This is a genomic window from Kitasatospora sp. NPDC001603, from assembly GCF_040298365.1.
Taxonomy (GTDB): Bacteria; Actinomycetota; Actinomycetes; order Streptomycetales; family Streptomycetaceae; genus Kitasatospora.
This window is the reverse complement of sequence record NZ_JBEPAA010000016.1, coordinates 84,194-98,630: the sequence shown is the minus strand read 5'-3', so window position 1 is coordinate 98,630 and position 14,437 is coordinate 84,194. Positions and strand designations below refer to the sequence as shown.

Annotated in this window: 11 protein-coding genes; 1 reads left to right on the top strand and 10 read right to left on the bottom strand. The window is 74.0% G+C overall.

The genetic code is table 11. The features are described 5' to 3' along the window. Positions 1-131: 131 nt before the first annotated feature. From mycP to ABT263_RS13500, 3 genes are all read right to left on the bottom strand, one after another. The gene (gene mycP, locus ABT263_RS13510) at positions 132-1,466 is read right to left on the bottom strand and encodes a type VII secretion-associated serine protease mycosin (protein WP_352290654.1); all 1,335 of its coding nucleotides are present in this window, start codon (positions 1,464-1,466) and stop codon (positions 132-134) included. A 196-nt stretch (positions 1,467-1,662) separates the two neighbouring features. Continuing rightward, the gene (locus ABT263_RS13505; protein ID WP_352290653.1) at positions 1,663-3,303 is read right to left on the bottom strand and encodes a WXG100 family type VII secretion target; all 1,641 of its coding nucleotides are present in this window, start codon (positions 3,301-3,303) and stop codon (positions 1,663-1,665) included. A 43-nt stretch (positions 3,304-3,346) separates the two neighbouring features. Continuing rightward, positions 3,347-3,880: a DUF2563 family protein gene (locus ABT263_RS13500; RefSeq protein ID WP_352290652.1), complete on the bottom strand. Its 534-nt coding sequence runs from the start codon at positions 3,878-3,880 to the stop codon at positions 3,347-3,349. 402 nt (positions 3,881-4,282) lie between these two features. Here ABT263_RS13500 and ABT263_RS13495 point away from each other — a divergent pair, with 402 nt between their 5' ends. Beyond that, entirely contained in the window at positions 4,283-6,283 is a 2,001-nt protein-coding gene (locus ABT263_RS13495) for an FUSC family protein (protein ID WP_352290651.1), read from the top strand. Positions 6,284-6,353: 70 nt separating this feature from the next. On the opposite strand, the gene ABT263_RS13490 is transcribed toward ABT263_RS13495, so the two are convergent. The 7 genes from ABT263_RS13490 to rsmI all read right to left on the bottom strand — a co-directional run bounded on the left by ABT263_RS13490 (position 6,354) and on the right by rsmI (position 14,387). Next, positions 6,354-8,162, bottom strand: a complete 1,809-nt coding sequence (locus ABT263_RS13490; protein ID WP_352290650.1) for an ABC-F family ATP-binding cassette domain-containing protein — start codon at positions 8,160-8,162, stop codon at positions 6,354-6,356. A 111-nt stretch (positions 8,163-8,273) separates the two neighbouring features. Beyond that, a complete protein-coding gene (locus ABT263_RS13485) occupies positions 8,274-9,200 on the bottom strand; it encodes a 4-(cytidine 5'-diphospho)-2-C-methyl-D-erythritol kinase (RefSeq protein ID WP_352290649.1) in 927 nt (308 codons plus the stop codon). Beyond that, complete coding sequence (gene rsmA / locus ABT263_RS13480) at positions 9,197-10,081, bottom strand: 16S rRNA (adenine(1518)-N(6)/adenine(1519)-N(6))-dimethyltransferase RsmA (RefSeq protein ID WP_329489298.1); 885 nt, start codon at positions 10,079-10,081, stop codon at positions 9,197-9,199. The genes ABT263_RS13485 and rsmA overlap by 4 nt, the downstream gene beginning before the upstream one ends. 112 nt (positions 10,082-10,193) lie before the next feature. Then, positions 10,194-11,072, bottom strand: a complete 879-nt coding sequence (locus ABT263_RS13475) for a TatD family hydrolase (protein WP_352290648.1) — start codon at positions 11,070-11,072, stop codon at positions 10,194-10,196. Next, positions 11,072-12,694, bottom strand: coding sequence for a methionine--tRNA ligase (gene metG / locus ABT263_RS13470; RefSeq protein ID WP_352290647.1), 1,623 nt, complete (start codon positions 12,692-12,694; stop codon positions 11,072-11,074). The genes ABT263_RS13475 and metG overlap by 1 nt, the downstream gene beginning before the upstream one ends. A 165-nt stretch (positions 12,695-12,859) precedes the next feature. After that, positions 12,860-13,285, bottom strand: coding sequence for a hypothetical protein (locus ABT263_RS13465; protein ID WP_352290646.1), 426 nt, complete (start codon positions 13,283-13,285; stop codon positions 12,860-12,862). A gap of 235 nt (positions 13,286-13,520) precedes the next feature. Then, entirely contained in the window at positions 13,521-14,387 is an 867-nt protein-coding gene (gene rsmI / locus ABT263_RS13460; protein ID WP_329489294.1) for a 16S rRNA (cytidine(1402)-2'-O)-methyltransferase, read from the bottom strand. Between the last annotated feature and the right edge of the window lie 50 nt (positions 14,388-14,437).

The window sequence follows — 14,437 nt, the reverse complement described above, 5'->3', positions numbered from 1 at the left end:
GACAGCGCCCACCCGGGTGACGACGGCGCACAACCGGCACCTCACGCCCGCCCCGCACCACGGCCACCACCGACGACGACTGCCCGGCCACCGGGGCTCACCCCAGCGGCCGGGCAGTCGGACCGTCTCCCCTAGCGGGCGTACGGATTGTCGCTCGGCGGAGCCGGCGGCCCGTACGACGGCGGCCCCGGCGGCACCCCGGGCCCGGCCTGCGGCGGAGCCTGCGGGTAGCCCACCGGAGCGGGCGGCGCCTCGACGGCCGGCGCGGCGCTGGCCGCCCCGCGCCGGCGCAGCACCAGGAACACCACGCCCGCCACGAGCACCAGCCCGACCACCACGGCGACGACGATCGGCAGCGCACTGCCGGAGTCGGACGCCTCGGCGGCGGGCGGCTGCGCGGCCGGCGGGGCCGCCACGGGGGCACTGTTCGCGGTCTGCGGCGCGCTCGCCGCCGCCGAAGCACCGGTGGACGCGCTCGCCGAGGGCGACGGGGCGGCCGACGGCGAAGCCGGGGGGGCCTCGACGGCCTTCTCGGGGATCGGCGACACGTCCGCCGGCCCCGGGTCCCCCGGCGTGGTCAGCGCGATCCGGGGCCGGACCGCACCGTAGCCGATGCCGTCATTGCGGTTGGAACCGTCCGCGGGCTTGCCCGCCGTGTTGATGAGCACACGGAGCACCTGATTGGCGCTCCAGTCGGGGTGGACGGACCAGAGCAGCGCCGCCGAGGCGGAGACGATGGCCGTGGCATCGGAGGTCCCGTGGGTCTTGCAGTACCCCGAGGCTCCGGTGCAGGCGTCGTACATGTCGATACCGGGGGCGACCAGGTCGACCTGCGGCCCCTGCTCCGATTCCGCCGTGGTCGTGATGTTCTGATCGATCGCTCCCACGCCGACCACGCTGGGCAGTGCAGCCGGGTACTCGACCGGGTTGCCCGCCTGCGCGGAGTTGCCCACGCCCGCCACCACCAGTGAGCCCTTGGCAACGGCATGGGTGATCGCGCTGTTCACGGAGGCAACGGATTCGGAGGAAGCCTGAAGAGCGGGGCCGGCCTGGGAGATGTTGATGACCTTGGCCCCCTGGTCCGCCGCGTAGGTGATGGCCTGGCCGATCCGGTCGAGAAAGTCGGAAGTACTGACACTTCCCGCGTTGGAGTCGTTCTTGATCTTCAGCGGCAGGACCTTGGCCCCCGGGGCCAGGCCGTAGGCACCCTGGCCGCCCATCCCCTTGCCGGTCCCTGCGATGAGACTGGCGATCCCGGTGCCGTGGCCGTCCTTGAAATCCCCGATCCCGCCGGGCAGGCCGCTGAAGTCCTTCCCCGGCAGCAACTGCCCGACCAGGTCCGGGTGGTCCAGCTTGAACCCGCCGTCGATCACGGCAACGGTGACGCCCTCGCCCTTGGTGGTCTTCCACATCTCCGGCGCCTTCATGGCGTCCAGATGCCACTGCTGCGCGCGGATCGAATCCACCGCGGCGGCAGGCAGCGTGGCCGGCCCCGCGATCACACCCGCAGCCAACAACACAGCGGCGAACCCGCGCCCGCGTCCCCATACGTCCGTCCGCCGCATCACCACTCCTCGTTGATCTCCCCGTCGCCCGGGAGCCGCCCCGGACAGGTCTGCCCGGCCACCGGGGGAGCCCAGTGGCCGGGCAGTCGTCACAGTCCTACTCAATCACGCCCGGATTGCTCTGCGGCGTACCGCTCGTCCAGGTCTCCTCGTCCTCGTGCAGGTAGTCCGCACGCTTGCGACGGTCGCGCTCGCTCTTGCCCGCGTGACCCGACATGCCGGGACCGCCCGCCATGCCGTTCTGGCCCGAGCGCGGCCCGTTCTCCCCGCCCGCACCGCCCGTGGCACCCGCCCGGCTCCGCAGACCCGTGCCACCGGGAGTGAACGCACCCCCCGCGGCCGGACCCTTGGTCCCGCCGACCGTGCCACCAGTGGTCGAGGTCAGGCCCCGACCGCGCGAGCTGCCACCGGAGGCTCCGCCACCGTGACCGCCGCCCATGCCCGGGTGCATGCCGCCGCCCGAACCGCCCATGCCGTTGCCGGCCGCGGACCGACCGCTGCCGCCCTGGGCCTCACGCGATCCGAAGGGCTGTCCGCCGCCGGGCAGCCCGGACGGGGTTCCCTTCGGGGGGACCGATCCGCCACCGCCACCGAACGGGTTCGTCCGGCCCGAGGTCGGAATGGTCGGGCTGCTCCCCTTCGGGGGGAGCGAACCGCCACCGGGGCCGAAGGGGTTGAACGGCAGGGGCCCGCCGGGCTGACCGCCGGGGCCGACCGGAAGCCCGTGCGTACCTCCCGGGCCGTTCGGCGGGAAACCGCCGGGCCCGGTCGGCGCCACCGGACCGGTGGGAGAGGTCGGCAGGGTGGGCACACTGTCGATGCCGGTCCCCGGTCGGTGGATCACCGGAGACGACGGGTCGGGCGTCGGCCCCGGGATGCCCGGGTCACCCGGCAGCGGCACCGGCGTCGGGCTGGGGCGCGGCGGGACCGGGTCGATGTGCCCGGGCCCGGTCGGGACCGGCGCGGGCGGACGGGGGGTCACCGAGCCGCCGCCTCCGCCCCCGGGCGGCGGGCTGTAGCTCCCGCCACCGCCGCCGCCCCCGTTGGGGTTGGGGACGTAATGGCTGGAGCCCGTTCCGCCGCCACCGCCACCGACCGGGACGTCCTCGCTCCCGTGCACCCCGTCACCGCCCGGCACGCCGGGCAGACTCGGCATTTCGAGCGAGTTCAGCTTCGTGGTCGCCGCCTCGTAGGCCTGCGCCAGCTTCACCATCTGGTTGATGGCTTCCTGGTGCTCCTGGTCGACCTTCTTCTTCGCCGCCGCGGCCTCGGTCGCGGTGACCCAGTTCGAGTCGACCTTCTTCATGATCTGGTCGGCGGAACTGCCCACACCGCCGTACTTGATCTCCAGCACCGGAGTGATGGTGGGGCACGGCTGGCGGTTGTGCTTGTTGACCGTCTCGACCTCGGTCTTGGGGACGTCGGGCACCGCGGTCTTGGCGGTACTGAGCGCCTCTCCCGCCTGGTGCATCGCGTCACCGGCGCCGGTGGAGTAGTCACCGAGCAGCGCCGCAGACTTGTGGAAGTTCCCGGCCCAGGTCTTGAAACTCTCGGCTGCCGGCCCTTCCCACTGAATCTGGTCGACGTGAGCCTTGAGAGCTGCGCTGAGCTCCTTCAGCACCTTTCCGGCTGCTGTGAGCTGCGTACCCCGGCTCAGGACCTTCGCCGGGTCGGTGCTCGCGACCATCGCCTTGAGCTCTTCGTGCTGCTTGCCCTCGAAGTCCGTTCCGCCTGCCATCACTCACTCCCCGTGTCACTCAAAGTCTCGACCTGCACCACCGTCAGAGTCCTTGGGCACTCGTCGGGCCCGGCCCGTTCGGCCCCGCCGCCGGGTTGACCACACCGGCGTTCTTCGCGACCGCCTGCTGGGCGGCCGTGGTGTTCTCCTCGTTGCCGGCGTAGTTGCCCGCCGTCTGCGCGACCGCCGTCTTCATCGCCTCGATCTGGGAGACGAAGTCCTTGTGCAGCTTGACCAGGGCGTCGTGGGTCTTCCCGTACGCGGCCGTCAGGTCGGTGGACTGCGTGAAGCCCTTGCCGAAGTTGTCCGCGTGCAGCCGCTGTTCCTGGAGCTTGTAGGGCGCGGCCTCCGAGCCCTCCATCGCCTGGAGCAGCGCCTCGATCTTCTTCGCGAAGGCGGTCAGCGTGTCCAGCTCGATCTTGACGTTCTTGCTTCCGAAGGCGGACACCAGCGCCGAGGCGCTGACGTTCGTCTCCACGGCCCGGACGACGTTGTCGACCACGCCGAACATGCCGCCGAACCAGCCGCCGCCATGGGTCCCGAGCGTGAACGGCTTGTCGTCCGGAGGCGCCGTCACGCCGTTCGTCCCGGCTTCTCCGCCTACAGGTGCGTCAGCCACCGCAAATCCACCTCTCCCCCGCGTGCGGGGCGGCCCGTGGGCCGCCGCACCGCAACACACCGTCAACTTCTCGGTCTTACAGTCGTACTCGGCGTGCCGCCCGCCGTCCGGACAGCAGTCGCCTGAGCCATCGTAGCCACCCGCTCCGTCAGGTCGGCAGGGCCGGTGCCCCAGGGGTGTGCGATCGGTACGAACTTGACACGTACAGGCCCCGGCGGCCCCACCCAGGCCGACCGCTAGACTGGCCGGGTCCGGTTCGGCCGGGTACGACCTCATCTGCCGCGCAATGTCGCACAGCAGCGACCCTCCGCCCCGCCCACCCGCGTGCGAGGCGGCCCGCAGCGGAATGGATGTGATCACGTGCCGTCCCGGTCGTCCGGTCCCGTACGGCGGAGCACCCCGTGGTGGGCGCGGGCCGCCCGCCCGGCCCGGCCCCCGCTGCCGCTCGCGCCGACGGTGCGCGCGGTGGTCGGCATGGCGGTGCCGCTCGCGCTCGGGCTGCTCACCCACCACCTGGACCTCGGCGTCTTCGCCGGTCTCGGCGCGATGCACGCCACCATGAACGACCGCGTCGAGCCCACCCGGCTGCGCGCCGCGCGGATCGCCTCGGCGGTGTCCGCCTCCGCGCTCGGCATGCTGATCGGCACCGCCCTGCAGGAGTTCCACCCCCGGGGGCTCCTGTCGACCGCCCTGGCCATCGGTGCGGCGCTCACCGCCACGGCGTTCGTGTCCGGGGCGCTGAGCGCCACCGGGCCGCGCGGGTCCGCGGCCGGGATGCTGCTGCTGGTCTCCGCCGCGCTGGGGAGCGGAATGCCGCTCGCCCGGCCGTGGTGGGCGGCCGCGCCGATGATGCTGGCCGGGGCGGCCTTCGTGGTCCTGCTCGGCCTGCCGGGCCGCAGCCACCGCCGCCCGCGCGCCGACCCGCGCACCCGGGCGCTCGCCGCCGCGTACGACGCGCTCGGCGCCACCCTGGCCGACCTGGGCACCCCGCGGGGCGCCGCGTCCCGCCAGGTCCTGACGGCCCGTCTGAACCAGCTCCAGGACCTCCTCCCGCCGCCTCGCCCCGGGGTGCCCGAGGCCCCCCGCACCGTCCGGCTCCGCCGGATGTACGAGGCGGCGCTGGCGGCCACCGAGGCGGCGAGCGGGCTGCTCTGGGCCTGGCGGCCCGTCCCGCCGGAGGCCGCCGCCGTCCCCGGGCTCCTCGCCCGGGCCGTGGAGCGCGGCGGCGGCGAGGTGGCGGTGCCCGACTGGCAGCCCGACACGCCGTCCCGGCAGGCGCTGGACGCGGCCCTGCGGGCGGCCGCCGAGACCGTCGCCGGGCGCGAGGCCGCCCTGGGGACGGCGCCACCGCCGCCCCCGGACCCGTGGCGGCTGCGCGTGCGGCTGCTCTCCCGGGAGTCGGTCCGGTACGGCCTGCGGGTGGCCCTCTGCATCGCGGTCGGCTCGGCCGCCACCGCCTCGTTGCCGCTCAGCAAGAGCTACTGGGTGCCGATGACGATCGCGTTCGTGCTCAAGCCGGACCTCGGCTCGGTGTTCCTGCGCGCGGTCAGCCGCTCGGTCGGCACCGTACTGGGGGTGGCGGTGACGGCGGGGGTGCTCCTGCTCACCACCGACGCGTGGGCGCTGACCGTGATCGCCGCGCTCTGCGTGGCGCTGCTGCCGTACGCGACGGCGGCGCACTACGGCCTGAACACCGTCGCCATCACCCCGATGGCCCTGATCCTGCTCCAGCTCGGCGGGCAGAGCGGCGCGGCCGAGTTCTGGCCCCGGGTCCTGGACACCGCGCTCGCGAGTGCGACCGTGCTGCTGTTCGGCTACCTGCTCTGGCCGGAACGCCCGCGCCACCGGATCGAGCCCCGTCTGGTCGACGCGACGGCCGCGCTCCACGCCTACCTCGCCTCGGTCACCGGAGGGGCCCGGCCGATCCCGGCCGCCGCCACCCAAACCCTCGCCACCGCGCACGCCCCCGCCACCCCGGTCGCCGAGGTCTGGCTCCGCCGCACCGCCTACCGCGCCCTCGCCGACGCCCGCCGGGAGGTGCAGCAGGGTCTCACGGAGCCGCCGCCCACCGGCCGGCTCGCCGAACGGTGGCTGCCCGCGACCGCCGCGCTGGAGCGCCTCAGCGGCGCCGTGGCGGCGTACGCGGCACAGATCCGGTACGGCGGCCGGGTCCCCGACCCGGGCGAGGTGGAGCGGGTCCGGCGGGCCCTGGACGACCTCACCGCGGCCGCCCGCGCGCACCGGCCGCCGACCCGGCCGGCGGCCCGTCCGACCCGGCCGCACGACCCGGCGCGCAGCGCGCTGGGCCGTGCGGCGGACGAACTCGAAACGCTCCTCGGCGACCGAGGCCGACCAAGCTGACCGGGCTGACCGGGCCGGCCGGGCTGACCGGGCCCACCGGCCACACGTCCCCGACCGACCCGACCGGCCCTCAGACCTGCTCGGCCAGCTCCATCCAGCTCATCTCCAGCTCCTCCTTCTCCTCCCGAACACCGCGCAGCTCGGTGTCCAGCGACGCGACCTTGGAGAAGTCGGCGGCGTGCTCGGCCAGTTGGGCGTGCAGCTTGGCCTCCTTCTGGTCCAGCTTGGCGATCTGCCGCTCCAGCTTCTGCATCTCCTTCTTCGCCGCCCGCGTGTCCCCGGCGGACGGGCCGGCCGACGCCGCCGCCACGACGCCGGCCGCGGCCGCCGGCACCGCGGCGGCCGCCATCTGGGCGCGCCGCTCCAGGTACTCGTCGACGCCGTTGGGCAGCATCCGCAGCTTCTTGTCACCGAGCAGCGCGTGCACCACGTCCGTGGTGCGCTCGATGAAGAACCGGTCGTGGCTGATCACGACCATCGAGCCGGGCCAGCCGTCGAGCAGGTCCTCCAGCTGGTTCAGCGTCTCGATGTCGAGGTCGTTGGTGGGCTCGTCGAGGAACAGCACGTTGGGCTCGTCCATCAGCAGCCGGAGCAGCTGCAGCCGCCGCCGCTCGCCGCCGGAGAGGTCGCCGACCGGCGTCCACTGCTTGTCCTTGCCGAAGCCGAACTGCTCGCAGAGCTGGCCGGCGCTCATCTCCCGGCCCTTGCCGAGGTCCACCCGGGAGCGCACCTGCTCGACCGCCTGCAGCACCCGGGTCTCCGGCTCCAGCTCGGCGACCTCCTGCGAGAGGTAGGCCAGCCGGACCGTCTTGCCGACCTTGATCACACCGGAGGCGGGCTGCACGTCGCCCTCCGAGGCGTACGCGTCGCGCATCGCCCGCAGCAGCGAGGTCTTGCCGGCGCCGTTGACGCCGAGCAGGCCGATCCGGTCACCGGGGCCGAGCTGCCAGGTCAGGTTCTCCAGGAGCAGCTTCGGGCCGGCCGTGACGGTCACGCCCTCCAGCTCGAACACGGTGCGGCCGAGCCGCGCGTTGGCGAACTTCATCAGCTCGCTCTTGTCCCGCGGGTCCGGCACGTCGGCGATCAGGGCGTTGGCGGCCTCGATCCGGTAGCGCGGCTTGGAGGTCCGGGCGGGGGCGCCGCGGCGCAGCCAGGCCAGCTCCTTGCGGGCGAGGTTCTGGCGCTTCTGCTCCTCGGTGGCCTCGATCCGGGTGCGCTCGGCGCGGGCGAAGACGTAGTCGGAGTAACCGCCCTCGTACTCGTGCACCGCGCCGTGCTGGACGTCCCACATCCGGGTGCAGACCTGGTCCAGGAACCAGCGGTCGTGGGTGACGCAGACGAGCGCGGAACGGCGGTTCTGGAGGTGCTTGGCGAGCCAGGCGATGCCCTCGACGTCGAGGTGGTTGGTGGGCTCGTCCAGGACGATCAGGTCCGGCGAGCCGAGCAGCAGCCTGGCGAGGGCGATCCGGCGGCGCTCGCCACCGGAGAGCGGGCCGATCACGGTGTCCAGGCCCTCGGCGAAGCCGGGCAGGTCGAGGCCGCCGAAGAGGCCCTCGATGATGTCGCGGATCCGCGCGTCGCCGAGCCACTCGTGGTCGGCCCGGCCGGCGATCACCTCGTGCCGGATGGTGGCCTTCGGGTCGAGCGAGTCGTGCTGGGTGAGGACGGCCATCTCCACCCCGCCGGCGTGGGTGATCCGCCCGCCGTCCGGCTCCTCCAGCTTGGCGAGCATCCGGATCAGGGTGGTCTTGCCGTCCCCGTTGCGGCCGACGACGCCGATCCGGTCCCCTTCACTGACGCCGAGGCTGACCCCGTCCAGAAGGGCCCGGGTGCCGTAGACCTTCGTGACGGACTCGATGGTGGCGAGGTTGACGGCCACGTGTGCTGCGCTCCTGGATTCGGCGGTCGGGGCCGCGCCGATCTCCCGGTACGCACCCCATTCGGGGTCGCCCCGATCTCCCCAGCCTAACGGGGAAGCCGGCGGGGCCCGCTACGGCAGTACGCCCGCCCCCGGGACCGGGCCGTACGTCGCGTGCGCGGTGCGGCAGGTGCCGGACGCGCGCAGGGCCTCGGCGACGGCGGCCGCCGCCTCGGCGTCCTTGGCCAGGAAGGCGCAGGTGGGGCCGGAGCCGGAGACCAGGGCGCCGAGGGCGCCGGCCTCGGTGCCGGCCCGCAGGGTGGCGGCGAGCGACGGGCGCAGCGAGAGGGCGGCCGACTGGAGGTCGTTGGCGAGCGCGCCGGCCAGCGCGACGGGGTCACCGTCGGCGAGGGCGGCGAGCAGGGCGGGGTCGGCGTCGGGGGTGGGCACCTCGGTGTCGCCGGAGCCGGTGCCGGCCTCCTCCCGGAGGCGGTCGCACTCGCGGAAGACGGCGGGGGTGGAGAGTCCGCCGTCGGCGACGGCGAAGACCCAGTGGAAGGTCCCGGTGACGGGCAGCGGGTCCAGGATCTCGCCGCGTCCCCGGCCCAGGGCGACGCCGCCGAGGAGGGCGAAGGGCACGTCGGAGCCGAGTTCGGCGGCCAGTTCCAGCAGCGTCCCGGCGGGGGTGCCGAGCTCCCACAGCGCGTCGCAGGCCACCAGGGCGGCGGCGCCGTCGGCGCTGCCGCCGGCCATCCCGCCGGCCACCGGGATGGCCTTGGCGATGTGCAGCCGCACGTCCGGCTCGCCGAGGCCGTGCCGGGCGGCGAGCAGCCGGGCCGCGCGGGCGGCGAGGTTGCTGTCGTCGAGCGGGACGGCGGCCGCGTCGGGGCCGGAGCAGGTGAGGGTGACGCCCTCGCCCGGCCCGGCGGCGCTCGCCGTCACCTCGTCGCCGAGGGCGACCGCGAAGAAGACGTTGGCCAGGTCGTGGAAGCCGTCGGCGCGCAGCCCGCCGACTCCCAGCTGGACGTTGACCTTGGCGGGGACGCGTACCGTGATCACTCGGACTCCGGCTTCACGGGCTTGTGCTCGGCGATGGCGGCGAACTGCTCCACCGTCAGCATCTCGCCGCGCAGCTTGTGGTCGATGCCGGCGCCGGCGAGCGCCTGCTCGGCCGCGGCCGGGGAGCCGGCCCAGCCGGCGAGGGCGGCGCGCAGGGTCTTGCGGCGCTGGGCGAACGCGGCGTCGACGACGGCGAACACCTCGGTGCGGCTCGCGGTGGTCCGCGGCGGATCGCGGCGGATCAGCGAGACGAGCCCGGAGTCGACGTTCGGCGCGGGCCAGAACACGTTGCGCCCGATGGCGCCGGCCCGCTTCACCTCGGCGTACCAGTTGGCCTTGACCGAGGGGACGCCGTACACCTTGTTGCCGGGCTTGGCGGCGAGCCGGTCGGCGACCTCGCTCTGCACCATCACCAGGGTGCGCTCGATGCTGGGGAAGGTCGCCAGCATGTGCAGCAGCACGGGGACGGCGACGTTGTAGGGCAGGTTGGCGACCAGCGCGGTGGGCGGCGGGCCGGGCAGCTCGGTGACCTCCATGGCGTCGCTGAGCACCAGGTCGAAGGCGTCCGCCTTGCCGGGCAGCCGGGCGGCGACGGTGTCCGGCAGGTGCCGCGCCAGCACCGGGTCGATCTCGACCGCGGTGACGTGCCGCGCGACCTCCAGCAGCGCCAGCGTCAGCGACCCGAGCCCGGGCCCGACCTCCACCACGGAGTCCTCGGCCGTCACCCCGCCCGCCCGGACGATCCGCCGGACGGTGTTGCCGTCGATGACGAAGTTCTGCCCGCGCTGCTTGGTCGGCTTCACACCGAACGCGGCGGCCAGCTCCCGCACGTCGGCGGCGCCCAGCAGGTGGATGTCAGAGGTGGGATCGGTGGTGCTCACGCGCCAAGGATACGGGCGCGGGGAGCCCCCGGGGTTCGGCCACCGCGGCGGGGGCGCTCACCACCGGGTGCGGCGGCGCGCATGGCCCGGCGGAACGCCCGGTCCGGTCGGCTCAGTACCCGAAGGCCCTGGCCGTGTTCGCCGCGATGGCGGTGGCCAGCTCGTCCTCGTGCAGCCCCAGCGTCGCGGCCATCGAGCGGACGGTGACCGGGATCAGGTACGGCGCGTTGGGGCGGCCGCGGTACGGGTGCGGGGTGAGGAAGGGCGCGTCGGTCTCGACCAGCACGCGGTCCGGCGGGGTGGCGGCGAGGGCGTCCCGCAGCGGCTGGTTGGCCTTGAAGGTGACCGGTCCGGCGAAGGACAGGTACCAGCCGTGCTCGGCGCAGGTCCTGGCCATCGCGGCGTCGCCGGAGTAGCAGTGGAAGACGGTCCGCTCGGGGGCGCCCTCCGCCAGCAGCACCGCGATGACGTCCTCGTGGGCGTCGCGGTCGTGGATCACCAGGGCCTTGTCGTGCCGCTTGGCCATCTCGATGTGCCGACGGAACGACTCCTTCTGGATCTCCACGCCCTCGGGACCGGTCCGGAAGTAGTCCAGGCCGGTCTCGCCCACGGCGCGGACCTGCGGCAGCGCGGCGAGCGCGTCGATCTCGGCGAGGGCGGCGTCGAGCGCGGCGGCGCCGCCGGCCGGGCGCTGCTGCCCGGACCAGCCGTCCGGGTCGCCGAGGAAGATCCGCGGCGCCTCGTTGGGGTGCAGGGCGACGGCCGCGTGCACCTGCTCGAACTCGGCCGCCAGATCGGCGGCCCAGCGCGAGCCGGGCACGTCGCAGCCCACCTGGACGACGGTGGTGACGCCGACGGAGGCGGCGCGCGCCAGGCCCTCGGCGGGGGTGCCGGACTGCATGTCCAGGTGGGTGTGCGAGTCGGCGACCGCCACCGCCAGCGGGGCGGGCAGCGGCGGTGGCGTCGACCGTTCGTCGTCCTTCTTCGCCATCAGGCGGCGGGCTTCTCTTCGAGGCGCGGGAACAGGATCTCGCCCTTGGTGACGGTGGCGCCGGCGGGCAGCCGGCCCCAGTCCGCCGCGGTGGCGACGGTCTGCGCGGACAGCGCCCCGAGACCGGCGGCCTCGGCCCCGAGCGAGACCCAGAGCTTCTCGGCGGTGGCCGGCATCACCGGGTTGAGCAGCACGGCGGTGGCCCGCAGCGCCTCGGCGGCGGTGTAGAGGATGGTCGCGAGGCGCGCCCGGCCCTCCTCGGACTCGTCCTTGGCGACCTTCCAGGGCGCCTGCTCCGTGAGGTAGCCGTTGACCTGCTTGACGAACTCGAAGACCGCCGCGAGGCCGCCGGCGAAGTCCAGCTCCTCGCCGATCTTCCGGTCGGCGGTCGCGACCGCCGCCGTCAGCCCGTCCGCGACGGCCTGCTCGGCCGGGCCGTGGGCCGGCGAGGCCGGCAGCGCCCCGTCGAAGTACTTGCCGACCATGGCCGCCACCCGGGAGGCCAGGTTGCCGAAGTCGTTGGCCAGCTCGGAGGTGTACCGGGCGGTGAAGTCCTCCCAGGAGAACGAGCCGTCGGTGCCGAACGGGATGGCCCGCAGGAAGTAGTAGCGGTAGGCGTCCACGCCGAAGTGCGAGGTGAGGTCCTGCGGGGCGATGCCGGTCAGGTTGGACTTGGACATCTTCTCGCCGCCGACCATCAGCCAGCCGTTGGCGACGACCCGCTTGGGCAGCGGCAGTCCGGCGGCCATCAGCATGGCCGGCCAGATCACCGCGTGGAACCGCAGGATGTCCTTGCCGACCAGGTGCACGGAGGCCGGCCAGAGTTCGGCGAAGCGCTCCGGGTCGGTGCCGTAGCCGGCCGCGGTGATGTAGTTCTGCAGCGCGTCGACCCAGACGTAGAGGACGTGCTTCTCGTCCCAGGGGAGCGGCACGCCCCAGTTGAAGGTCGAGCGGGAGATCGAGAGGTCCTTGAGGTCCTGCTCGACGAAGCGCAGCACCTCGTTGCGGGCCGAGGCGGGCTGGATGAAGTCCGGGTTCGCGGCGTAGAACTCCAGCAGCTTCGGGCCGTAGGCGGAGAGCCGGAAGAAGTAGTTCTCCTCCTCCAGCCACTCGACCGGCCGCTTGTGCACGGCGCAGAGCTTCTCGCCCTCGGTGGCGCCGTCCAGCAGCTCGGCGGGGAGCTTGTACTCCTCGCAGCCGACGCAGTACGGGCCGGAGTAGCCGCCCTTGTAGATCTCGCCCTTGTCGTAGAGGTCCTGGACGAACTCCTGCACCCGGTCGGTGTGCCGTTCCTGGGTGGTGCGGATGAAGTCGTCGTTGGCGATCTCCAGGTGCTGCCAGAGCGGCTTCCACGCCTCCTCGACCAGCTTGTCGCACCACTCCTGCGGGGTGACGCCGTTGGCCTCGGCGGTGCGCAGGATCTTCTGACCGTGCTCGTCGGTGCCGGTCAGGTACCAGACCTTCTCGCCGCGCTGGCGGTGCCAGCGGGTCAGCACGTCGCCCGCCACGGTGGTGTAGGCGTGGCCCAGGTGCGGGCGATCGTTGACGTAGTAGATCGGGGTGGTGACGTAGTACGCCGGGGTCGCGTCCCCGGTGGTGCTGTGTTCTGCAGTGGCCGCCATGGTCGGCAAGCTTAATCGGGTACGGGGGCGGCCCTCGACCCGTGCCCGCCGGGGGCCGGCGCCGCCCGCCCGTCGGCGCCTCGCGCCGGTCCCCGGTCGGCTCCCGCTCCACCGGGTCGTCCGGCCGTCGGTCCGCCGACCGGCCGCCGAACCGTCCTCCCGGGCTCAGCCCGTCACGCGCGCCCAGAGCCGGGCCAGGCGTCCGCGCGGCGCGGCGGGCGCGGCCACCGGCTGGGCACCGGCCGGCTCGGCGTGCGCCGAGTAGCCCGGGGCGTGCTGCCAGGACTTGTCCGCGCTGGCCACCCGGCCCTCGCGCATGATCCGGACGGTGTGGCCGCCGCAGCCCGGGCAGGTCGGCTTGAGCAGCGGCGACGGCACCCGGACACCGTTGGCGTGGTACTCGAACACGACGTGCCCGTCCCGGGCCATGTGGTGCTCGATGTCATACGCCTGCTCCCAGCCGTATCCGCAGCTCAGGCAGGCGAAGGAGTAGGCCTCCCGGACGGTCTCGACAGGGGTCTGCGGCCGGCCGGTCAGGCCGGGGTCGCTCAGCGCATTGCCACCGCGGGGGCTACCGATCGTCTCGCTCATAGCAGTCTCCCAGCGCCCGCCGGGCGCTCGCCCGGCTGGGTCTTTCCATCCCAGGAAATGCCCGGACCGCCCCGGCCGATGCCCCTCTTGTGAAGACTTGGACGCGGATTGGGAATCCCTATACGAAAGGGTGGATCCTGACCGAGAACCACGGCCAAAGCTTCAGCTCGGCGGGCGTTTACCGGGGCCTTCACTCCAAGGTACGCGCCCCCGTCACCCCCGGCACCTGCGGCTTTCAGGCCGGGCCGGCCGGCGTGTTCTTGGCCGCCACCACCGCGTCGAACACCTCCCGCTTGGGCAGCGCCAGCTCCGCCGCGACCGCCGCGATCGCCTCCTTGCGGCGCTCCCCGGCCTCCTCCCGGACGGCCACCCGGCGGGCCAGCTCGGCCGGGGTCAGCTCGGCCGGGGCGGCCGGCGGGGCGCCCGCGACCACCACGGTGATCTCGCCCCGGACCCCGTCGGCGGCCCACTGCGCCAGCTCGCCGAGCGGGCCCCGCTTGATCTCCTCGTAGGTCTTGGTCAGCTCGCGGCAGACCGCGGCGGGGCGGTCGGCGCCGAACGCGAGGGCCATCGCGGCCAGCGTCTCGGCGATCCGGTGCGGGGCCTCGAAGAAGACCATGGTGCGCGGCTCGGCGGCGACCGTGGCCAGCTGGCGCGCCCGGTCCCCGGTCTTGCGCGGCAGGAAGCCCTCGAAGGTGAAGCGGTCCACCGGCAGGCCGGACAGCGCCAGCGCGGTGAGCACCGCGGACGGGCCGGGCACCGCGGTGACCTTGACGTCGGCGGCCACCGCGGCGGCCACCAGCCGGTAGCCGGGGTCGGAGACGGACGGCATCCCGGCGTCGGTCACCAGCAGCACCCGGGCGCCGCCCAGCAGCGCCTCGACCAGCTCGGGGGTGCGGCCGACCTCGTTGCCCTCGAAGTAGGAGAGCACCCGCCCGGCCGGGGTCACCCCGAGCGCCTGGGTGAGCCGGCGCAGCCGCCGGGTGTCCTCGGCCGCGATCACGTCCGCCGTGGCCAGCTCGGTGAGCAGCCGGGGCGGGGCGTCCGAGACGTCGCCGATGGGGGTGCCTGCGAGAACGAGTACTCCTGTCACGGGCCCCATCCTTGCAGTAACCGGGCCCCGGGTGTTTTTGGTGACGATTCGGGCAGCTT